Below are 20,962 nucleotides of genomic sequence, written 5' to 3'. Positions count from 1 at the left end.
AGTAAGATGGCTAAAAAAGCACCAGAAATGGAAGAGTATAAATATGGTTTTCGTGACGAACACCAATCCATCTTTAAAACCGGTAAAGGTCTGACTGCAGAGATCGTTACTGAAATTTCCCGAATTAAGGACGAACCGGAATGGATGTTGGAATTCCGATTGAAATCTTTGAAACAATTCGAAAAGATGCCAATGCCACAATGGGGCGGAGATCTCGACGGATTGGATTTCAATGAAATTCAATATTATGTTCGTGCTTCTGATAAGCAAGGGAAAACTTGGGAAGAGGTTCCTTCTGAAATCAAGGAAACCTTTGACAAATTGGGTATCCCTGAAGCAGAGCAAAAGTTCCTTGCAGGTGTATCGGCTCAGTATGAGTCCGAGGTTGTATACCACAACATGCAAAAGGAATTGGAAGATCAGGGCGTAATCTTCATGGATACCGATACAGCTCTTAGAGAGCATCCGGAAATCCTACGTGAATATTTCGCAACGATTATCCCGCCAACGGATAACAAATTTGCGGCTCTGAACAGTGCGGTATGGTCTGGAGGAAGCTTCATCTACGTGCCAAAAGGCGTTAAATGTGAAGTTCCTCTGCAAGCCTATTTCCGGATTAACTCCGAGAATATGGGACAATTCGAGCGTACACTGATCATTGCAGACGAAGACAGCTTCGTTCACTATGTAGAAGGCTGTACAGCTCCAATCTACAGCACGAACTCTCTGCACAGTGCGGTTGTTGAAATCATTTGTAAGAAAAATGCTCGTGTTCGTTACACAACGATTCAAAACTGGGCACCAAACATCTACAACCTGGTTACCAAACGTGCGGTTGCAGAAGAAAATGCAACGATGGAATGGGTCGATGGTAACATCGGTTCCAAACTGACGATGAAATATCCAGCTGTTGTACTGAAAGGCCGTGGAGCAAAAGGTTCTGTGTTGTCCATCGCTGTAGCTGGTAAAAATCAGCATCAGGATGCAGGAGCGAAAATGATTCACTTGGCTCCAGATACAACATCTACGATTGTATCCAAGTCGATCAGTAAACATGGTGGTAAAGTTACGTACCGTGGTCTGGCATCCTTTGGACGTCAAGCGGAAGGTGCAAAATCCAATATCAAATGTGATACACTCATTCTCGATAACGAGTCCACATCGGATACGATTCCTTACAATGAAATCATGAACGATAACATCATGCTGGAGCATGAAGCGACGGTATCCAAAGTGTCCGAGGATCAGCTCTTCTACCTGATGAGCCGCGGTCTGACGGATGCAGAAGCTACGCAGATGATTATCATGGGCTTCATTGAGCCATTCACCAAGGAATTGCCAATGGAATACGCCGTTGAGATGAATAGATTGATCAAATTCGAAATGGAAGGCTCCATTGGTTAATTCAATGCAGTTCCCTTCGAAGCTGTGAAGCTGAACCTTGCTGCTGATGTTAGCGGCAGATCCATTTCATGTGATTGTATACCCTGTAGAGCAGACTCTTTATAAAGTCTCTCTATGGGGTATTTTTATTTGTTGCAAAAGGGTACAGATAATACAAATGAAGCGAGCTGACTTATTCTTCTGTTAATGAATGGTACATATATTCCCCAAGGAGTACTCGGATGCTAACGCAGTTATCGTATTGGGGGATACCGATACAAGGAATACCTGTGCATCAGACAATATAGAGTTGCTCATGTTCGAGAATGGATGAAGAGAACCATTAAACTTGAGGTTCCAACAGGGTGGAATATAGACGGTTTTTATGAAAGAGCAGGACCGGAGTGAGTATTCGTTGAAATGAAATAATAATATAAATATCTCATAGAGTGTTCGTTACACTATGGCTGTGCCGCTTGGAATATATGTTAGAGAGACCGCAAGGTTTTTCCAAACCTATTCTGAGCGGTGTTTTTTTGTAATAAAATAAGACCAATAGCACAAGCCATTTCATAGATTTAAGCATGTAATGATAGAAAAGGATGTGAGTGTATGAACGTGAACCCTTTCGAGGGATATCGGATTACAAGTTCATTCGGCTATCGAATTCATCCCATTCATGGTGGACAGACTTTTCATCGCGGAATTGATCTCGTCAGAGAGCCTTGGAACGGCCCCGTCAATGCTTTTATGGACGGAACGGTACGATTTGCTTCTGAAGGGCTTACAGGCTCAGGATTCGGTGGCTACGGACTTACAGTGGCGCTACAGGATCATCGGGGGTATCTGCATTGTTATGCTCACCTTTCGCGTATTGCGGTAACCGTTGGACAGAGGGTAAAGCGAGGCGAGAAGATCGGTAATCAGGGTAGTACAGGTCAGAGTACTGGCCCGCATGTCCATTATGAGGTGCGTAAAACTAGTGTGCCCTCCTATGGATACACAGCCAGCGAAGATGGTGTGTTAGAGCCGGGAGCATATTTGAAGTCCGAATACGGATCTATAGCGCAGGAACAGGGGGCTCTGCCAATGACCCATGCGGAGAAGGAAATATTTAACGCCATGCAGAAGACGCTGAAGATTCAAGGGGAATGGATTCAACAGCAGAAACAAACGTCCAATATGGATTGCCCGTCTTGGGCGGAGCAAGCGTTCGATCATTATCGTCCGTTTATTATGAACGATACAGGCAGTTATGATTTTTGGAGAATGCTTGTTATTATGTATCGCAAAGAGAACGGGATGCAGGTTCATTCAGATTCTGATTTACAGAATACTGCGAAGGACACGGAGTAACCAGAGGCTGACACTTCAGACCGAACTCCAGACAGGCAGGCAGACAACCAATTATGGAATGTTGCCACTTCGCCCGGTTCATTCCTTCGGAAACGTCATATGTTAGGGTATACCTGATGAAGAGGAGGCAATCACATGAGCGAAGTAGGATATGGCTGTGGGGGCAATGTAGGCGGAGTAGGCGGCGTAGGCGGATACAATATGTTCACGAACACGGGTGCGATCTTGGTACTGTTCATTCTGTTGGTTATCATCACGAAAGCATTCTGCGTTTAATCCAACATGAACCAAATGCAATAGAAAAAGGGGAAGCCATCACGGCTTCCCCTTTTTACGTATGCCGACAACTAATCCGTATACTCTGGTATGGATTAGTTCATAAGGATGCTCTGTACAACGGAGCAGTAGTACTTACTGTACATAAATTTCAACGATAGCAATATCTCTTTCTTTCGCTAAATCGATAAAGGCCGTAGAGGTCTGAACCAGTGGTCGGAAGTAATCCGCAGGATTGTTCATAACAATTGACCCTGTCTGTCCAGTGGTAAGCAGAACTCGTTTACCGATAAAATTCGGCAGCATGTGCTTGATGAGTTCCTGAGTTGCTTCGGCGTTCAACTGACCAAAGCTAAGGCTGTACAGTTCGCACAGAACAGAGATAAGCTCCTGTTTGGTCTGATACACCCGATTGGTAGTCATGGCGCTGTAGACATCCGCTACAGCGGTTATACGGGCGTATGGATGGATGTCTTCACCTTGGAGTCCATGCGGATAACCACTTCCATCCTCACGTTCATGATGCTGGAGGGCAACCGTGGCCAGAATTTCATCCTGAGTGGATTCTTTAATGATATCGTATCCATAGAATGTGTGTTTCTTCATCTCATCGAATTCTTCCGTGGTCAGTTTACCTGGTTTATGTAATATTTCAGAAGGAATCTTGGATTTGCCGATATCATGTAGATATCCTGCTTTGGCTACGGTCAGACATTCCTCGGGATTGTAGCCCATCCAGCCGGCAATATAAAAAGCGAGCATTCCGACTTGTAACGAATGGTTGTAGGTGTAATCGTTATCCCCATCCAGCATCAGCAACAGGGAAACAACGTCTTTTTGTTTTTCCAACTGTCCAGTTAGGGCAATCAAAATCTCATCGACCTGTGTCTCATCAATAAAGCCCTTCTCCAGTGCTTGTTGGAACAGAGACTCAGTACCTTTGATCGTATCGTTAAACAGCTTAGTTAACAGACGTGTTTGATCGGAAGGTATGGTTAGTGCATCAGAGTGTAGGTCGGATGTTGTGTGTTCTACATCTGCGTAATCGATTCCGTGTTGTAACAGCTTGGATATGTCATCTTCACTGAGAGAGGAACCTTTCATCAGCATGTGGAGACCCGAGCTGTTATATACATCATTTTCTAAAAGGTCTCCAGGTTTAAGATCTGTAACATGCACTCTCACGTATAAACCACCTTTTCCTCGACTAATATCGACACATATGATTATAATAACAAGAAAAAAATGGGTTGACAACGACTTATTTACTATTCACCCACTCTAATAGAGAGGTGAAATGGCTCATTGATTCTTGTCGGTTGGGTTCCAGGGTCCTAGTTGGTGACCCTTCCATTCAGATCCATCTTCCCACATTTCTTTTTTCCAGATGGGGACCGTCTGTTTGAGTCGTTCAATGGCATAGCGACTTGCGTCATAACAGTCGTTGCGATGAGGCGAGGAGACAGCGATAACAACACTGATCTCTGCCACGTCAACCTTCCCGATTCGGTGACTAATTGCACACATCACACCAGGCCAACGTTCGGAAATTTCCGAACCGATGGCTGCCATCTGAGAGAGTGCCATCGGCACATAGGCCTCATACTCCAGATGTATGGTGCGCTGTTCACCAGTCATTTCACGGGTCGTACCTACAAAAGTAAGGGCTGCCCCATGGTTCGCAGTAATCACTAGCGCCGTTGTATCTTCCACAGACAAGGCGGACTCTGTAATCAGAAATAACCCATCTTCAGTTCGATGCTCAAGAGAAGCAGAACGATGCTTGGGTATACGTGTGCCATCACCTCCGGAGACAGGAGGGATTAATGCAAGTTCGTCTTCTGACTTGAGTATAGTATCGGCAGGAGCGTACTGCTGGTTAACTGCCAAAAAAGATGTGCGTATCTGAGAAGCTGCCTCGGGGTAGGCCAGGCTCAGTCTTTCTTTTAATTCGGCAGGCGTAGGATCATTTCCGATATATTCATACTCCAGAAGGGATGTATTTAAGCGTTCTGCGATGCCTGCAAATAGTTGAATTGTCAATTTCATATGAATGACTCACCTCTTTTTATCTCTAAACCCTATAAATATATCATAACGGCACTGAAAATGTTATGCTAATCTATTAGAAGAATGTACGTTTATTGAAGAGCGGGGGTGGCGGTGTGATGAGCACCAGGGAAAAGGAAACGTTAACGATTCTGCACACGAATGACATCCATAGTCACTTCGGCTCCATGAGCACCATCGCCGCTATGATCCATGAAGAACGTGAACAAGGCGGAAACATTCTTGTGTTGGATATAGGTGATCATATGGACCGGATGGCCGTGGAGACAGAAGGAACGCTGGGCACGGCTAATGTCGATGTAATCAATCTGACTGGTTATGATGCCATTACCATCGGGAACAACGAAGGACTGACATTTACGCCAGATCAGCTCGCGCAGTCGTACTCTGGACTTCTCTGTCCTGTAGTGTGCGGCAATGTTGTCGAACAGGATACCGGCCTTCCGCCAATATGGATGAAGCCTTTTCTGATCGTGGAGAAAGGTCCGTTTCGCATTGGTCTGCTGGGGGCTACTGCGCCCTTCACAACGTTCTATGAACTACTTGGATGGGATGTTCTGGACCCGGTGGAGACATTAAGAGTTCAGGTTGAAGCATTACGCCTTGAAGTGGATGTCGTGGTTATTCTTTCTCATCTTGGACTTTCGACAGACCGGAGACTGGCAGAGCAGATTGCTGGCATTGATGTTATCCTCGGCGGGCATACACATCATGTTCTGGAAGAACCGCTAGTCATTGGTCAGACCGTGCTGGGCGCAGCTGGAAAATTCGGTCAATGGCTTGGGAAAGTGGTGCTGGAGCGAAGCAATGGCATAAGATCTATACAACTGGTAAGTAGCGGATGTGTTGCTGCCCGGAATATGTTACTGGATGAGCGCGTGACGCTCGCAATCGCTACGAATCGAACGGAAGCCGAGAGAGCACTGGATCAAACCGCTGTAATGACGGACCGAATTCTGCCGATCCATTATGACAGGGAATCGCCTTTTGGATCCTTGCTTGCGCAAGCCGTTCGTCATTTTACAGGGGGGCAGCTGTCTCTGGTCAATGCGGGTCAGCTTCTTGGAGATCTTCCGCAAGGAAATATTACCAAAGGAATGTTACATTCCCTATGTCCATCTCCTATAAATGCTTGTACAATATGCTTGAGTGGAAATCAGATTCGTGAAGCACTTGAGCAGTCCTTGTTGGACGAGTATTCAGGTAAACCCATTGTGGGATTCGGCTTTCGGGGTCAACTCCTCGGCACGTTGTGTATGGACGGAATGGAAGTTCATTATCATTCACATGCGCCAGCCTATGAGAAAATTAAGGCGATCTACATCAATGGGGAGCCTATGGAAGATCAATGTGAGTATATCGTTGGAACACTGGATATGTTTACGTTCAATGTGGGGTATCCTTCTCTGGCTCATGGAATCGGTACGCGTTACCATCTTCCGGAATTCCTACGCGATTTGCTGGAAAAGGAATTAAAACGACCAGGGGCGCTGGATGACAGCCTGCGGTCCCGCTGGCGTGAAAGCTAAATAAAAGGACTTGCCTTCTGCTGAAGCGGCGGCTAGTGGTTATTACATCTACGGAGCGGGAGAGGATAGGCTGTGCGTTTAGTACATATAAACTTATTGCAGCCTGGCATGAAGCTGGGGAAACGTATTTTTAGTGAAGAAGGACTGGTTCTGCTCAGTGAAGATGTAGAGCTGACCAGTCGATTGATTGGGCGCCTGAAGGATCTCGGGGTCGGCTATGTGTATATCAAAGATGCGGCAACAGAGGATATCATTGTGCCGGAGATGCTGCAGGAAGAGACCAAGCGAAAGGCGCTTGCAGAGATTAAGCAGCAGTTTCAGAATATGTCCGGGCTGAAAAGCAAGAACCGGATTCCTCATTTTGGTAAAGCGCTAAGTGGTGTGATGAATAGTATTCTGGAAGACATTGGTGGCCAGAAGGAAGCCATGATTATGCTCATGGACATGAATTCCCGTGATTTTGACCTGTATAATCATTCGCTGAATGTATGTGTGTACACATTGGTTCTTGGTGTCGCTTCGGGGTACACACGTCAGCAATTAATGGAGATTGGCCTGGGCGCCTTGTTGCATGATATTGGCAAAACACAGATTGCACCAGAAGTTCTGCATAAGCCTTCCAGATTAAGTGATGAGGAATTCAAAATTATTCAACAGCACACTACATATGGACATCGCATACTCAAAGACGAACCGGGTATACCGCTGCTGGCTGCGCATTGTGCATTGCAGCACCATGAGCGAATCGATGGCAGTGGTTATCCTTTCGGTCTGAAGGACAAGGAAATTCATGAATATGCCAAGTGGATTGCGCTTGCTGATTCATATGATGCGATGACAACGAATCGGGTATATCGGCAAGCCTTGTTGCCACACCAGGCAGTGGAGGTGCTGTATACCGGTTCAGGCACACTCTATGAACAACGGATGCTTGAGAGATTCAGGGATTGTGTGGCAATCTATCCTGTAGGTCTATCGGTTACACTCAGTACCGGAGAGGTCGGGGTAGTTGCAGCCATTCATCCACGCGTGCCTCAACGTCCGCTTATCCGAGTGCTGAAGGATGCCGACGGTGAGACGTTGTCTTCACCTTACGAAATTAACTTGTCGACAGCACTGTCAGTGATGATCACGGGTGTGGAGGGTGTCGAAGATGCACCAGCAGTAGCCCAGAATGAACGAATGGATAGCTGAACAAGCTTGAAAGAAATTAGCGCTCATGGCGTAATATCGGGGCCGATTCATGATTGTCCCCCGAGTTGCGTGAGCGTTTTTTTGTCATGTAATGGACAGGGTGGGCGTGTGCCGGAGCACTCAAAATTGTGCTATGATAAAAGATAACTCCAAAAAGAGAAACACAAGGTATGATGTAAAGAAAACTTTTTAGGTTAATAAAAGGAATAAGGTGAGGAACAATGACCATGCTAAACTCAGGATCGGTGCAACCGATGCCTTTATCGCCGACGAATGATCCATGGGATCCGATCGGCTCTCTGCGTACATATGGACGCCATGTGCTGACCAGTGTAGAAATGACTGTGACACATCTGTGTAACATGAGGTGCGAGCACTGTGCCGTGGGAGATATGCTTACGATGCGTGAAGCGCCGGCGCTTCCGCTACCCTTGATGCTGAAACGTTTGGATGAGGTGGAACATCTGCAGACGATCAGTCTGACGGGTGGCGAGCCAAGTTTTAGCCAGAAAACAGTGGATGAGATGATTATCCCGCTGCTCAAATATGCCAAGGAACGTGGAATCCGTTCCCAGATCAATTCGAACCTAACGCTGGATATTAGCAGGTATGAGCAACTTTTACCTTATCTGGACGTTATGCATATTTCATTCAACTACCTGAATGCAGACGATTTCCATCAAGTCGGATTTGCGAATAGTGGGAGACCTGTGAAACGTGAAGTAGCGGTGAAGATGTACGAGAAAATGATTGAGAATTCCCGTAAATTAAGTGAAGCAGGCATGTTCATCTCTGCTGAATCCATGATTAATTTCCGTACTCACGACAAGCTGGATGGTATTCATCAATTGATTCGTGAAATGGGCTGTGTTCGTCATGAAGTGCATCCGATGTATAATTCGAACTTTGCTTCTGCTCTGCCTGTATTATCACTGGACCATATGAGATCAGCCATCCATCGTTTGCTTGATGTGCGTGACAAAGATATGTGGATGCTTTTCGGGACCCTGCCATTCTTCGCATGCAGTACAGCAGAGCAGGATCGTGAATTGATTAACCGACTATACAGTGAGCCTAATGTAACGGTACGGAATGATCCGGATGGACGTAACCGAGTTAATGTCAACATGTTTACGGGCAATGTGTATGTAACGGATTTTGCGGATATCCCGGCATTTGGCAATATTAGTGATCGGAAACTGGATGATGTGTTCCATGAATGGTCCGCTGAACATCCGTTGAATCAGACGGTCAACTGCCATTGTGATATCGCATCTTGTTGCGGACCAAACCTGCTGGTGGCAGATATGTATTATAAAGGTGTGGATTTCAAATCGAGAAAGGCAATCACACGTTGATATTCCAGGTGTATTCCTGAAATAGATCCAGAAGGGGAGTTTCAACTTGGGTATTCATACCGAATTTCATCTTGGACAGCTGGTATTTAATCTGGTCTGTGTCTTTTTGCTCGTATTTTTGAATGGCGTATTTGTTGCAGCGGAATTTTCCCTGGTGAAAGTAAGGCAGACACGCTTAACTCAATTGCAGAGTGAAGGAAACCGAATGGCCGGTTATGCATTGAAGGTGAATGGTAAACTGGATTCCTATCTATCGGCAACTCAGTTCGGTATAACGCTGACTTCACTGGGACTCGGTTGGCTGGGAGAACCGGCCATCTCCGAATTGCTCGTTGAGCCCCTCATGTTCAAGCTCGGTGTAGGAGATACTGGGCTGATCTCGACAGTGTCCGTCATTATCGGTTTTTGTATCATAACGTTTCTGCATATCGTGCTGGGTGAGCTTGCGCCTAAATCTTTGGCGATTCAAAAAACAGACGGAGTGGCTTTGTTCCTGTCTGCACCCTTGCTGTTGTTCTATAAGATATTCTTCCCGTTCATCTGGGTACTGAATGCATCAGCGAATGCGTTGCTGCGATTGGCAGGTATCGAACCTGCCAGTGAAGGAGAAGCTCACTCGGAAGATGAACTTCGTATTCTGATGAAGCAGAGTGCCAAAAGTGGTATCATTGACAAGGATGAGATCAAGCTGATGGATAACATTTTTGATTTCTCCGATATGTTGGCCCGGGAAGTGATGTTGCCGCGTACAGATATGGATTGTCTGTATACCCATATGTCTTTGGAAGAGAACCTGAAGATTATCCATGCAACCAAACACTCCCGGTATCCTGTCGCGGTAGAAGACAAAGATGAGATTATCGGGTTTATCCACATTACCGATCTGCTACTGGCTGAACCGGAGCAACAACATGATCTGGCTTCACTTGTCCGTCCAATCTTGAACGTCCCTGAATCCATGGAAATCAGCCATGTGCTGCGTCTGATGCAGAAGAAACATTCTCAGATGACGCTGGTTGTTGATGAATATGGGGGTACAGCGGGATTACTGACGGCCGAAGAAATTCTGGAAGAGATCGTTGGAGACTTGTATGACGAGTTTGAAGATGAGCGTCCACATATGGAGCGAAGTGGTGATTCATTTTCCATTGATGGTCGTTGTCTCATTGAAGAGGTTCATGAGTGGACTGGAGCGATCATTGAGGATGAAGAAGTGGATACCATTGGCGGGTGGCTGTTCAAAGAGCTTGAAGGCAGTCCCGCCAAGGGCAAGACACGGGAATTGAATGGATATGCTTTTGAAGTGGAAGAATCCACTCGATTGCGAATTACCCGAGTCAAAGTATACAAGCAATCGCTCCCGCAAGAATTGCACTCGGGAGATGAGGCAGAGGGATAGTTCAGCGTTGCATGACGGTGATAAATCGAACAGGTGAGTGTGAAAGTTGTTTGGAAGTTAAGGAATCTGCCATGATATAGACCTTTGGAAGTGCCAAGTAGGTGCTTTCAAGGGTCTTTTTGTGTCGGAGTGAAGAGGACACGAGAAATTCCTGTACCGGTTTTGACTGAAAGGGGATTAACTTACAGAACTGAAACATATGGATATAGAGACGGGAAGCAATGGTTTGAAATGTGATGTGGGATTCACCATTAACATCGATGGAAGGAGGCGTTTCTGATGAAAGATCCGCAGATTCGAGCGTATGCCCCTTTTGTGGGGCCGTTTGATCCTTGTAAACCGATGGAAATTCGCACGTATCTTGTGCCACCGCAGTTATTTATCCCTTTCCAACCGATGGGTTGGCCCCAGTTCAGCCCGGCAGAAGCTCTGAGACTGGGAACATTATGGCCTGCATTGTATAGCCCTTACACATCCAAGAAATCAAAGGGAAGGAAGGTGGAAGCAGATGGAGCCTGAAGCACCGAAAGCCTGTGATGCCAAATACTATGAGTTACTTGAAGAACTTCAGGCGCTGGATTTCGTGTTAGTTGAGTTGAATCTGTACCTGGACACCCATCCAGGAGATTTTCAAAGCATCGAACAGTACAACAAGTTCAGCCAAGAGCGAATGCGGGTAGCTCATGAGTTTCAACAACGGTATGGACCGTTAATGAACTTTGGTCATGCGTTCTCCAAATATCCATGGGAGTGGTCCCAGACACCTTGGCCTTGGCAGGTCTAACCCTTGAATGAAACGTAATCGGGACAGGGACAGAATCGATCAAATAGTTGAAGGAGGAGGAGTCCTGCATGTGGGTATATGAGAAAAAGCTGCAATATCCCGTTCGAGTGAGTAAATGTGATCCTCATATGGCCAAATTACTGATGGAACAGTATGGAGGTGCGGATGGAGAATTGGCCGCAGCTCTTCGTTATCTGAACCAGCGTTATACGATTCCAGAGAAAATTATTGGTCTGCTAAATGACATAGGCACGGAAGAATTTGCGCACCTCGAGATGATTGCTACGATGATCTATAAGCTGACCAAAGATGCTACAGTGGAACAGCTGGAGCAAGCTGGTCTGGCTGCTCACTACGTTAACCATGACAAGGCCCTCTTCTACAGTAATGCAGCAGGTGTACCTTTTACCGCAACGTATATTCAGGCCAAGGGTGATCCGATTGCGGATCTGTATGAGGATATTGCAGCGGAAGAGAAAGCCCGGGCTACATATCAATGGTTGATTGACATGACCGATGACGTGGATCTGCAGGATAGTCTGAAGTTTCTGCGGGAACGGGAAATCGTACATTCCTTGCGTTTCCGGGAGGCGGTGGAGATTCTGAAGGATGATCGGGAGACCAAGAAGATTTTCTGAATGCTTGGAACAGGCAACGGTAGGGCAGTCCAATTAGGGCTGCTTTTTTGTATGTAAATGTAGTAAATTGAATCATTACTTTTTTAAATAAAATTACAATTATTATATTTTTTTACAAAAATTGTTGTAAAGTCCATTAGTATATTATACAATGAAATTGTAGTTCAAAACTCTATTTAGGAGATGATCATTGTGAGACTTAGTAAAATTCTTATTTTGACTGCATGTTCCTTTATTCTGACCACTTCTATTTCAAGCGCAGGCGTGTCTGCGGCAGATATTCAACCGAATACCAGTACAAGTGTATCAGACGTAGTAGCTGCTAAGCTTGAAAGCAGATTTGAATCTGTTGTGTTTTATTACCCTGTAGGTTTTGGAGTACCGAAATACCTTACGGATCATCGGACGAGTGACGGTTATGTTGGAACCTTAGTGTTGGTTAGTTATCATACTGTGAATGGAACTGTTGCTGCAAGATACGAAGGGACCGTTTATAGATAATCAGAAATCGTAGATTAAACTTATAGTCGAAGTTCGTATAACAACGGTTTAAAATTATTTTTAAAAAGTAGCAGTTCCGAAGATTAAATAATCTTGGAACTGCTACTTTTCTCTGTAGATTTTTTCTTCCAGATTCAATGGATAACTAAAGTTGTATGCTGACCGTTTCTTCTCCGGGGCCTACATAATTTACACTTACTTTACTGGAAGGTACAGAGTGATACCCTCCGGTTTGTCCACTGCCCCAGTTGTTATAGATGAGATTGCTTCCTGAATAATATCCTACAGTAATATCGTGCCAGCGCACATTTTTAATGGTTGATCCTGTGTTCATGTTCTCGGGTTTTTGGCCAATGGTGGTCATTCTTTTTACTCTCATCCCGGTACCACTTTTATCCCAGCCGCTTATTCCGCCTCTTACAATGGTTGTTGTCAATTGTTCACCACTCGTTGTAATGCCCGATACAGCCAACGTACATTCATTGGGATTAGTCACATAAAATTTCATATAAATATCCTGACCTGATCGATAGCGCGTATTGCTAGGAACCATCTCTCCGTTGGCCAACGTTGTAGGTGACCAATTATCAAACGCTGTACTATATTGTAAACCTGCATCTATCCCATTTCCGTTAGATCCCCATCCGCCCAAATATACATAAGGAACATCTGTAGAAACATTGCCTTTTACGTATGGAGCACCTGGAATAGTTACATACGTGCTTAACCAGTTGTAGCCATTATTCGAGAAAACTCTTCGATAAGGACCGGAACCTCCGCTTGGAGTAGGTACTTCGGCAGTAGGCGAAATTTGTAGGTCATCTCTAACGGCAGACGTTGAAAATTCATTTGTGGATATTCCAGGTCCAACAAGCTCTTTTCCGGATGCGCTTTGATAAGTATTGTTATCTACCTGATCATATACTTCTGTAGTCGCTTGGAGTTCCACCTTGTTGGAGTATACGGCACCATCTTCAGAGACATAGATCACATTCTCTCGATCTTCTTCGTCAAGACGGGCCATAACGTCTGCAATCACTTCTCGCTCATTTCCCGTAATCGATGAATCAATGTTGATTTCAATATTTTTTCTGAGTTCATTGTTCATGGTAGTCGTGTCAATACTACCTTCAGCGAATACAAGATTTAATGGAGTTAATAACAAAGCTAAAGATAATAAAGAAGTCAGCGATTTTCTTATTTTCATTCTGAAAACTCCCTCTCTATAAATAAAATGTGTGTTGAAAAGCAGCAATATCCTTCCTAACTACGTCCTAATGCAGCAGCAATTGATAATGATAGGTAGTTTTTCGGAAAACAAACATCTCCTTTTGTGGGATTTATTTACTTTCCTATCATATATTTTATGTAATATTATGTAAGTGATTAAATTCACAATTATTTATGTTGAAGATTCAACGATATGAATGATATGGTTGAAAAAACAAAGAAAAACAAAACCATCCCAAGTCGTGTACAAGGGATGGTTTTGTTGGTTATGAAGTTTTCACCTAATATTCGACGACCATGGCAACATTTTGCCACCCGGCTCCAACGGTCCAGAACAGAACTTTGTCACCACGCTGAATCTGACCAGAGGTAATCGCACGATGCAACGCAATGAATGGACTGCTGGTTGAGGTATATCCGAACTCATCTCCGATGTAGACGGCAGTATCATGACTAATACCGATGTTCTCGGATACAGCCCGAATATTACTAATGGATAGCTGAGAGAAACAGGCGGCTTTGATCTCATCTGGCATAATCTCATTACGCGTAAGCAAGGTACGGATGGACTCCGAAGCGGCATCCACACAGATGGCATCGTCAAACGGTATGAATTTCACATGAAAAGCACCCGCATCCACGCCGGTTTTCCCCAGTTTCGCCAAGCCTTCAGCGGGAAAGAGGGAATTACCATATACACAGGTATCCGTCTGATAGATTGAATCAATGAAACCGACAGCATGTTCGTCCCGCTCTACAATGATCGCTGCAGCTGCATCACCGAAATTAGCAAAGTATACCGGATCATCCGGACTCGCGTGAGGAGCCACGTAATCTGAACCGATGATTAATGCGCGCCGAATTCGGGGGTTGCCCAGCATCTGTCGGCTAACCTGTTCAAAAGCGGCGGTCATGCCTGCACAGTTGGCGTTGCTGTCAATGCAGATCGTATGAGATGCCCCGTTAATCAGGCGATGAATCATGAGGGAATTCGTAGGAAAGATGTATTCTGGCGTTTGGCTTGCATAAGCAATCAGATCCATATCTGCACCGGTGAGTCCGGTTTTTTCCAGTACATTACTGGTCGCCTCAAAGGCCATGCTTAGCGAGTTTTCGTCATCGTTGTCAATGGTATAACGTGTATCACGACCAAGTGCCTTTAACAATCCGCGAATATCTACACCTCTGGCATCAAAATGTTCAATATAAAAATCATTGCCCACCTGGGTTGTTGGATGATAGATATCGATATCGACGATACGAATTCCGGCCATCTTCATTCTCCTCTTGAGCGGAAGGTTGGAATCTTAGCTTGTCCGCCAGGTTTATTAAGTGGATATAATCTCAAGATTGTCCAGACCTACAGTCCGACCAAGCCTAGCTAATTGCATTTTAAGAATTGCGTTGTTCTCAAGTGTCAGCACGACTTTTTTGTATTCATCTTTTTTGAACAACTGAAGGCATCCTTCCAGAAGTGGCACAATCTCCGGGGCAGTCACATTCAACTTTTTACAATCAATGTTCAGGTTGTACTCCTTGGTATTAATAGGAGCGATCGTATCCTGATAGGCCGAAATGGAACGCAAACCGTCTTCTTGAGAGAAAGAACCCTCCAGTTCAATGTTGAGCACCTTGTTCGGAACGTCATTCTTGAGTTTGAAACTTCCCATACTTGATCTCTCTCCTTCTAAAATGAGTTAAAGCTACCCTGCTGATGGCAACACAGCCCTAGGATTCTCGGGTGAATGCTTTCTAAGATGTGAAATGGTCCGAGGATAATTTACCCATATTATAAAGGTAGGAATGTAAAAAGATCAATAAAAAAGTCGAATCATGTATAAAAATGTAGAAGAGTGAATTATTGGATTTCTTCCAAGGTGGCGAGCAAAATATTAAATGCACTGATGATACGTGGAGCACCCACACATGGTGCGAGATGCAGCAATATTCCCTTGAGCTGATCCACGGTAATTCCTACGCTAAGTGCCATCGTATAATGAACGCCTAACTGTTCATACTGCCCCTGGGTGATCAACGAAGAAATGATAGCAACTTCCTTCCATTGATCTGTAATCGTTGTGCGTTGAAAAATATCCCCGTAGGCCGTCCCCATTATAAATTCGGATAATTCAGGAAAATGCTCCTTAATCGGGGCTAGTGCTCGTGCACCATATTCACCCGAAAGTTTTGTGAAACGATCCAGTCCCTGAGCTGCATGTTCACTCATGATATACGCCTCCTAATTCAAAGTTACGGTACGGTGAGCGGTAGGTGGAATCTCGTCGCGATCGGTAAGAAGTTCAATCACAGTGACTTGTTCCAATGTCTGAGCTTTCTTTAGTGCGGATGTGAATTCTGCATGAGTCTCCGCTCGAAAAGCGATAGCACCCAGAGATTCGGCAAACTTGGCTGCGTCCATGGGAACTTCAAATAAGGTGCCGTCAATTCTGCCTGTTGTTTTTTCCATTCCTTTGAGGGCCATGTCCAATTGTTTGTTGTTTACCACGATGAAGATAACGGGAAGTTTGTTACATACTGCGGTGTTGATCTCCGTCCCTAGCATCATGAAACATCCGTCTCCGGTAATGCATACCATGGTTTCCTCGGGTGAAGCAGCCTTGGCACCGATCGCCATACCGATGGCGTTACCCATGCAGGCAAAGTAAGAATCGAACACAAAGCTGCCGGGTTTCTTCACTTTATATCGCTGGACGGCATGGAAGCCATGACTTCCATCATCAACAAACAGTTTATGATCGTATGGAAGCAGGTCACTCATCCCGTCCAGCACGGAAGCTAGGGACAGGTTCGGCAGATCTGGCAAAGGCATATGATAATTCACGGGTGATGTTGGAATCATTGTACGCACTGGAGCAGAACGGTCTGTCAGAGTGCTTAACCAATACTGCAAATTATCCTTTAAGTCACCGGTGATATGTAAGGTCTGTGCATTGAGAATTTTACCCACAAATGTAGGATCAATGTCGAATTGAATCAGGTGTGCCGGATGATGTTGTGGTTTCAGATTGCAGAGTGTCATATCACTCAGTCTTGAACCAAGCACGATATAAAGGTCACTTTGATTCAGCATGTCGTCTGCATGGGGAAATCCTCCAACACCACAAGGGCCATGATACAGAGGGTGATCCCACGCTATCGCTCCTTTGCCACCAGGCGTGGTAATGACGGGAATGTTGAACGTTTCGGCCAAATGAAGCAATTCTTCATGGGCTTTGGCACGACCTACACCTTTACCTGCAATGATTAAGGGACGGCTGGATTGTTGAATTAGAGGGAGAATACGATTCAGGTTAGATACACTAAGCAGAGGTTCCGGTTCGGGAATGACAATTCTGCACGGAGCTAACCATTCGGTCTGTACGTCAAAAGGAAGACAGAGGTGAACGGGACCTTTAATGGGGCCAAGTGCAATGGATAGGGCATGATTCAATAATGTGCTGAAGTGATCTCCACGCTCAACCAGTTTGCTGAATAGCGTGGCAGGTCTGAACATCTCGGCAAGATCAGCCAGATAGGAAGAAGAATCCTGGCACTGAGGTAGCCCCAGTTCCTGAATGGATTGATGACCTGTAATGAATAGTACGGGGAGATTGTTGGCTTTTGCATGGGCGGCAGCAGTTAGCAGATTGGTTCCACCTGGACCGGATGTGGCAAAGGCGACACCGAGTTTGCCTGTCTGCAGTGCGTAACCCGATGCAGCAAAACCTGAGCTGGATTCATGACGGCCTGGAATGAACTGCAAACCATGATCGACCATCTGGAGTACTGCAGGACAGATCGATTTTCCGATAATACCAAAGACATGAGTAACGCCTAGATTACGCAGAGTTTCTGCCAAATAGTCCGCAACTGTTCTCATGCGGGACACCTCGCTTCATGAAATAGGTTATTCGAACCATGCGCATATTCCATTTTTTCTGAACGAAAATCATGATCTAAGGTTGTAAGAGGAAACATTCCTTGTTAATAGGAAGAATATCTTTTTTTGTGGTTTTTTGTCAACTTATTTTATAAGTCGAATGACCTGATTCTCAAGTTGGTAACGTTTGATGCCTTACTGGGTATGGCCTAAGTAAATGGTTATATATTCCTGCAACGAATGACCCGAATGATGAATGATTACACAATATGTAAAATAATGACTTAAAATGGTATAATTTAGTTTTCAAAACGACTTGGAAGCGGGAGGGCCATCCTTTTTTCGCATCTGTGTATATTCTGGGCATAACATCACTTTCTGTTATACTGGGAATGGATCGGGGTGAATGCAATGACCCTATATTTCGAATAGAATCACTCGTACCCGATGTCCATTCCATTGAAGAGAAGCAAGTTGTTCCTCTGTCCTTTTTTGTATAAGGTTGATTGGCCTCTGTTTAACAATCGTTGGTTTACACGTTCAAACGTTATGTTTATCATGGGAAGGGAACGATTCTGTAACATATACATATCCCAATCCGAAAGGAACATTGGACATGACTGAAGAGACCGTATTACGCAAACCGGAAGCGATGATTTTTGACATGGATGGTACGCTGTTCCAGACAGAGACTCTGTTGTTGCCAGCCTACCAGCAGTTATTTGATACGTTACGTGCCGAAGGGCATTTTGAAGGAGAGACCCCGCCTGAAGAGCGTATGCTGGGTAGCTTGGGCATGCTGCTGGAAGATATATGGAAAGTAGTCATGCCAGAAGCATCGGAAGCAGCGCATCGCCGTGCAGACGAATTACTGCTTCAACTGGAGATCGAAGGGCTCGATGGAGGCAACTCCCAATTATATCCCGGGGTGAAAGAGACGCTGCAAGCTTTGAAAGAACAAGGGATACGGCTATTTGTCGCGAGTAACGGGCTGGAGGACTATGTGAAGGGTGTCGCATTTGCACACGAAATTATGCCGCTCTTTGAAGGCGTTTATAGTGCAGGTCAATACCAAACGCCGTCCAAAATTAATCTGGTGCAGATCCTGCTTGAGAAACATCGGATTCAGGACGCCTGGATGGTAGGGGATCGCTCCTCTGATGTAGAAGCTGGTAAAATGAACGGTCAGACGGTTATCGGCTGTGCCTATGCAGGGTTTGGTCGTGATGAAGAGCTTGCGGGATCGGATGCGTTAATCTCTGACTTTACAGATCTGCTGCGTCTATATCATGAAGCGGAGGAGTAATCCTTTCGCCAGATCATTTTACTAGGGAGTTTTGAGACACGCCCTAAGCTTGATGAAATGCATAATCTCTTGTTTAAACCTGTATTCTCAACGATTGTTCGTTGGATACAGGTTTTTTGTATTTGTCATGCAGTCACATTCTCCCCTGTAAAAAGTTGATTTCCCTATCCCGCTCTCTTCGAGATAACCTCTATACTTCATTCAAAAGCTTATAGGGGGTCCGATTCTGGTGAAGCCATCAAAAATGCATGCCTACATGTTTATCTTTCCAAGTCTGTTTCTAACCCTGGTATTTGGCATCTATCCTTTGTTATGGGCGTTGCGTTACATGTTCTATGATTATCAGGGGATCGGTACGCCTGTATTTATCGGGCTTGATAACTTTGGCCGAATTATGCGCGATGGGCAATTCTGGACTTCAGTAGGCAACACGGGTGTATATGCCCTCGGCAAGCTTGTTGTTACGATTCCACTATCATTAATTCTGGCTATTATCCTGAATCGCAAGTGGAGAGGGCGTTCCCTATTCAGGGCGATCTACTATCTTCCCACCATTTTTAGCGCTTCGGTCATGGCCATTGTCTTTTTCATTATTTTCAATTCATATAACGGAATTCTGAATCAGTTGCTACTCAAGTATCATGTGATCTCCGAACCGATTGGCTGGCTGGGTGCTGAACATGCCATGCTAACGACCATCATTATCGCCATTTGGGGAGCCGTGGGAAATTACATGTTGTTGTTCATCGCAGGTCTTCAGAGCATTCCAGAAGAACTATATGAAGCGGCGTCACTGGATGGAGCGAGTGAGTTTCAGAAACTGCGTAATGTGACGATTCCTTTGCTCGGTCCAGTTCTGCAGATGATCATCATGCTTGCCATTACAACAGCTCTGAAAGGATACGAGAGTATCATGGTGTTGACCGAGGGTGGGCCATATGGCAAAACGGAAGTGATGTATCTGTACTTGTTCAAATTATTATTTCCGGTGTCAGCCGATACGCAATCTCTCCAACAACTGGGTTATGGCAGTGCAGTCGGCTTCACAACGGCTCTTATCGTAGGAGCTGTTACGCTCATTTACTTCCGGATTTCCAAAAAGCTCAATGATGTCTATTAAAAGCAATCAGGAGGAAACGATGATGACTCAAAACGTGCTTACGCCCTCAGGGTCTCCAAGACTCATTCGCTGGACCAAACGGACCGTACTCTGGTTATTTCTGATTGTAATCGCCATGTTGTCGCTGTTCCCGATCATCATGGTATTGTTCGGTTCATTCAAAACGAACCAGGAATTGACGGGAGGGGCAACCATCTGGCCGAAGATTTGGCAGTTCTCCAACTACGCTCAGGCCTGGAAGACCGCTAATTTCTCGGGTTTTACCCTGAATAGTATTTTTGTAAGTGTAAGTACAACCGTGGGCACATTGCTGGTAGCTTCGATGTCAGCCTACGCGGTGGATCGGGTGCATTTCAAAGGAAAGAAGGCATACACGCTGCTCATGGCATCCACCCTGTTTATTTCCATAGGGGCTGTTGTACTTCGTCCGCAATTTGACCTCATGGTCAAGCTGGGTCTGAATAAAACGTTGTGGGGTGTCATTATTATATTGATCAGCGCACACGCTGCCACCTATTTCATTCTTATCGGTTTCTTCAAGAGTCTTCCGCGCGAACTGGATGAAGCGGCAATGATCGACGGGTGTAATTTTTACAGCACGTACTGGCGAATTATTCTTCCACTTCTGCGTCCTGGACTGGCAGTTGCAGGTCTGGGTGTATTCCAAAGCTCATGGAATGAATATATTCTGCCTTTCGTTTTCACCATGAGCAATCCGGATTTGCAGACACTACCTGTCGGCCTGGCCAATCTGAGATATGGTATCGGAGCTGCGGCGGAGGTTCAACTTATGATGGCTGGGGCCTGTTTGTCCATTTTACCGCTGCTGATCGTCTATATCTTCGCCAACAAATCATTCATGCAGGTGACGTTGGGTGCGGTGAAAGGGTAGGTGCGGACAAGATAATGGAAACGGTTATATGGACAATTCCGCTGTG

At 45.2% G+C, this 20,962-nt stretch carries 21 protein-coding genes; 14 read left to right on the top strand and 7 right to left on the bottom strand.

Features of this window, described 5'->3' with window-relative positions; all coding sequences use genetic code 11:
* Nucleotides 1-6 precede the first annotated feature (6 nt).
* The 3 genes from sufB to C0Q44_RS30200 all read left to right on the top strand — a co-directional run bounded on the left by sufB (nt 7) and on the right by C0Q44_RS30200 (nt 3,015).
* The gene (gene sufB / locus C0Q44_RS13445; RefSeq protein WP_105407835.1) at nt 7-1,404 is read left to right on the top strand and encodes a Fe-S cluster assembly protein SufB; all 1,398 of its coding nucleotides are present in this window, start codon (nt 7-9) and stop codon (nt 1,402-1,404) included.
* 591 nt (nt 1,405-1,995) lie between these two features.
* On the top strand, nt 1,996-2,739 hold the full coding sequence (locus C0Q44_RS13440; RefSeq protein WP_105407834.1) for a M23 family metallopeptidase: 744 nt from the start codon (nt 1,996-1,998) through the stop codon (nt 2,737-2,739).
* 135 nt (nt 2,740-2,874) lie between these two features.
* Nucleotides 2,875-3,015, top strand: a complete 141-nt coding sequence (locus C0Q44_RS30200; protein WP_017689533.1) for a hypothetical protein — start codon at nt 2,875-2,877, stop codon at nt 3,013-3,015.
* A gap of 135 nt (nt 3,016-3,150) precedes the next feature.
* Here the strand turns inward: C0Q44_RS30200 and C0Q44_RS13435 are convergent, their stop codons facing one another.
* Both C0Q44_RS13435 and C0Q44_RS13430 read right to left on the bottom strand, forming a co-directional pair.
* Entirely contained in the window at nt 3,151-4,200 is a 1,050-nt protein-coding gene (locus C0Q44_RS13435; RefSeq protein ID WP_105407833.1) for an HD-GYP domain-containing protein, read from the bottom strand.
* Nucleotides 4,201-4,317: 117 nt separating this feature from the next.
* On the bottom strand, nt 4,318-5,064 hold the full coding sequence (locus C0Q44_RS13430) for a molybdenum cofactor biosynthesis protein (protein WP_105407832.1): 747 nt from the start codon (nt 5,062-5,064) through the stop codon (nt 4,318-4,320).
* Nucleotides 5,065-5,183: 119 nt separating this feature from the next.
* On the opposite strand from C0Q44_RS13430, the gene C0Q44_RS13425 reads away from it, so the two are divergent.
* From C0Q44_RS13425 to C0Q44_RS13390, 8 genes are all read left to right on the top strand, one after another.
* Nucleotides 5,184-6,614: a bifunctional metallophosphatase/5'-nucleotidase gene (locus tag C0Q44_RS13425; protein ID WP_105407831.1), complete on the top strand. Its 1,431-nt coding sequence runs from the start codon at nt 5,184-5,186 to the stop codon at nt 6,612-6,614.
* A 108-nt stretch (nt 6,615-6,722) separates the two neighbouring features.
* A complete protein-coding gene (locus C0Q44_RS13420) occupies nt 6,723-7,808 on the top strand; it encodes an HD-GYP domain-containing protein (RefSeq protein ID WP_258166385.1) in 1,086 nt (361 codons plus the stop codon).
* Between the two features lie 221 nt (nt 7,809-8,029).
* A complete protein-coding gene (gene yfkAB / locus C0Q44_RS13415) occupies nt 8,030-9,166 on the top strand; it encodes a radical SAM/CxCxxxxC motif protein YfkAB (RefSeq protein WP_105407829.1) in 1,137 nt (378 codons plus the stop codon).
* A gap of 46 nt (nt 9,167-9,212) precedes the next feature.
* Entirely contained in the window at nt 9,213-10,565 is a 1,353-nt protein-coding gene (locus tag C0Q44_RS13410) for a hemolysin family protein (RefSeq protein WP_105407828.1), read from the top strand.
* A gap of 279 nt (nt 10,566-10,844) precedes the next feature.
* On the top strand, nt 10,845-11,084 hold the full coding sequence (locus tag C0Q44_RS13405) for a spore coat associated protein CotJA (protein ID WP_105407827.1): 240 nt from the start codon (nt 10,845-10,847) through the stop codon (nt 11,082-11,084).
* On the top strand, nt 11,074-11,349 hold the full coding sequence (locus C0Q44_RS13400; protein ID WP_105407826.1) for a spore coat protein CotJB: 276 nt from the start codon (nt 11,074-11,076) through the stop codon (nt 11,347-11,349). The genes C0Q44_RS13405 and C0Q44_RS13400 overlap by 11 nt, the downstream gene beginning before the upstream one ends.
* Nucleotides 11,350-11,417: 68 nt before the next feature.
* The gene (locus C0Q44_RS13395; RefSeq protein WP_105407825.1) at nt 11,418-11,987 is read left to right on the top strand and encodes a manganese catalase family protein; all 570 of its coding nucleotides are present in this window, start codon (nt 11,418-11,420) and stop codon (nt 11,985-11,987) included.
* 192 nt (nt 11,988-12,179) lie between these two features.
* Nucleotides 12,180-12,488, top strand: a complete 309-nt coding sequence (locus C0Q44_RS13390) for a hypothetical protein (protein ID WP_105407824.1) — start codon at nt 12,180-12,182, stop codon at nt 12,486-12,488.
* Between the two features lie 145 nt (nt 12,489-12,633).
* On the opposite strand, the gene C0Q44_RS13385 is transcribed toward C0Q44_RS13390, so the two are convergent.
* From C0Q44_RS13385 to C0Q44_RS13365, 5 genes are all read right to left on the bottom strand, one after another.
* On the bottom strand, nt 12,634-13,695 hold the full coding sequence (locus C0Q44_RS13385) for a YrpD family protein (protein WP_105407823.1): 1,062 nt from the start codon (nt 13,693-13,695) through the stop codon (nt 12,634-12,636).
* A gap of 304 nt (nt 13,696-13,999) precedes the next feature.
* Nucleotides 14,000-14,992: a 3-oxoacyl-[acyl-carrier-protein] synthase III C-terminal domain-containing protein gene (locus C0Q44_RS13380; RefSeq protein WP_105407822.1), complete on the bottom strand. Its 993-nt coding sequence runs from the start codon at nt 14,990-14,992 to the stop codon at nt 14,000-14,002.
* A 54-nt stretch (nt 14,993-15,046) separates the two neighbouring features.
* The gene (locus C0Q44_RS13375; protein WP_105407821.1) at nt 15,047-15,388 is read right to left on the bottom strand and encodes a hypothetical protein; all 342 of its coding nucleotides are present in this window, start codon (nt 15,386-15,388) and stop codon (nt 15,047-15,049) included.
* A 188-nt stretch (nt 15,389-15,576) separates the two neighbouring features.
* Nucleotides 15,577-15,945 carry a carboxymuconolactone decarboxylase family protein gene (locus C0Q44_RS13370; protein ID WP_105407820.1) on the bottom strand — a complete coding sequence of 123 codons (369 nt, stop codon included), beginning with the start codon at nt 15,943-15,945 and terminating at the stop codon, nt 15,577-15,579.
* A 12-nt stretch (nt 15,946-15,957) separates the two neighbouring features.
* Nucleotides 15,958-17,598: a thiamine pyrophosphate-binding protein gene (locus C0Q44_RS13365; RefSeq protein ID WP_105407819.1), complete on the bottom strand. Its 1,641-nt coding sequence runs from the start codon at nt 17,596-17,598 to the stop codon at nt 15,958-15,960.
* Between the two features lie 616 nt (nt 17,599-18,214).
* On the opposite strand from C0Q44_RS13365, the gene C0Q44_RS13360 reads away from it, so the two are divergent.
* The 3 genes from C0Q44_RS13360 to C0Q44_RS13350 all read left to right on the top strand — a co-directional run bounded on the left by C0Q44_RS13360 (nt 18,215) and on the right by C0Q44_RS13350 (nt 20,916).
* Entirely contained in the window at nt 18,215-18,904 is a 690-nt protein-coding gene (locus C0Q44_RS13360) for an HAD family hydrolase (RefSeq protein ID WP_105407818.1), read from the top strand.
* A 229-nt stretch (nt 18,905-19,133) separates the two neighbouring features.
* Complete coding sequence (locus C0Q44_RS13355) at nt 19,134-20,024, top strand: carbohydrate ABC transporter permease (protein WP_105407817.1); 891 nt, start codon at nt 19,134-19,136, stop codon at nt 20,022-20,024.
* Nucleotides 20,025-20,046: 22 nt separating this feature from the next.
* Complete coding sequence (locus tag C0Q44_RS13350; protein ID WP_105407816.1) at nt 20,047-20,916, top strand: carbohydrate ABC transporter permease; 870 nt, start codon at nt 20,047-20,049, stop codon at nt 20,914-20,916.
* The last annotated feature ends 46 nt before the right edge of the window (nt 20,917-20,962 follow it).

The sequence above is a fragment of the Paenibacillus sp. PCH8 genome, assembly GCF_002968835.1.
GTDB lineage: Bacteria > Bacillota > Bacilli > Paenibacillales > Paenibacillaceae > Paenibacillus.
The sequence above is the reverse complement of the archived record's forward strand: the minus strand, read 5'-3'. Positions and strand labels throughout refer to the sequence as shown.

Coding starts and splice junctions, on each gene's coding strand:
- sufB (WP_105407835.1), top strand. CDS start 7: ATGGCTAAAAAAGCACCAGAAATGGAAGAGTATAAATATGGTTTTCGT.
- C0Q44_RS13440 (WP_105407834.1), top strand. CDS start 1,996: ATGAACGTGAACCCTTTCGAGGGATATCGGATTACAAGTTCATTCGGC.
- C0Q44_RS30200 (WP_017689533.1), top strand. CDS start 2,875: ATGAGCGAAGTAGGATATGGCTGTGGGGGCAATGTAGGCGGAGTAGGC.
- C0Q44_RS13430 (WP_105407832.1), bottom strand. CDS start 5,064: ATGAAATTGACAATTCAACTATTTGCAGGCATCGCAGAACGCTTAAAT.
- C0Q44_RS13425 (WP_105407831.1), top strand. CDS start 5,184: ATGAGCACCAGGGAAAAGGAAACGTTAACGATTCTGCACACGAATGAC.
- C0Q44_RS13420 (WP_258166385.1), top strand. CDS start 6,723: ATGAAGCTGGGGAAACGTATTTTTAGTGAAGAAGGACTGGTTCTGCTC.
- yfkAB (WP_105407829.1), top strand. CDS start 8,030: ATGACCATGCTAAACTCAGGATCGGTGCAACCGATGCCTTTATCGCCG.
- C0Q44_RS13405 (WP_105407827.1), top strand. CDS start 10,845: ATGAAAGATCCGCAGATTCGAGCGTATGCCCCTTTTGTGGGGCCGTTT.
- C0Q44_RS13400 (WP_105407826.1), top strand. CDS start 11,074: ATGGAGCCTGAAGCACCGAAAGCCTGTGATGCCAAATACTATGAGTTA.
- C0Q44_RS13395 (WP_105407825.1), top strand. CDS start 11,418: ATGTGGGTATATGAGAAAAAGCTGCAATATCCCGTTCGAGTGAGTAAA.
- C0Q44_RS13385 (WP_105407823.1), bottom strand. CDS start 13,695: ATGAAAATAAGAAAATCGCTGACTTCTTTATTATCTTTAGCTTTGTTA.
- C0Q44_RS13380 (WP_105407822.1), bottom strand. CDS start 14,992: ATGGCCGGAATTCGTATCGTCGATATCGATATCTATCATCCAACAACC.
- C0Q44_RS13375 (WP_105407821.1), bottom strand. CDS start 15,388: ATGGGAAGTTTCAAACTCAAGAATGACGTTCCGAACAAGGTGCTCAAC.
- C0Q44_RS13370 (WP_105407820.1), bottom strand. CDS start 15,945: ATGAGTGAACATGCAGCTCAGGGACTGGATCGTTTCACAAAACTTTCG.
- C0Q44_RS13365 (WP_105407819.1), bottom strand. CDS start 17,598: ATGAGAACAGTTGCGGACTATTTGGCAGAAACTCTGCGTAATCTAGGC.
- C0Q44_RS13360 (WP_105407818.1), top strand. CDS start 18,215: ATGACTGAAGAGACCGTATTACGCAAACCGGAAGCGATGATTTTTGAC.
- C0Q44_RS13350 (WP_105407816.1), top strand. CDS start 20,047: ATGACTCAAAACGTGCTTACGCCCTCAGGGTCTCCAAGACTCATTCGC.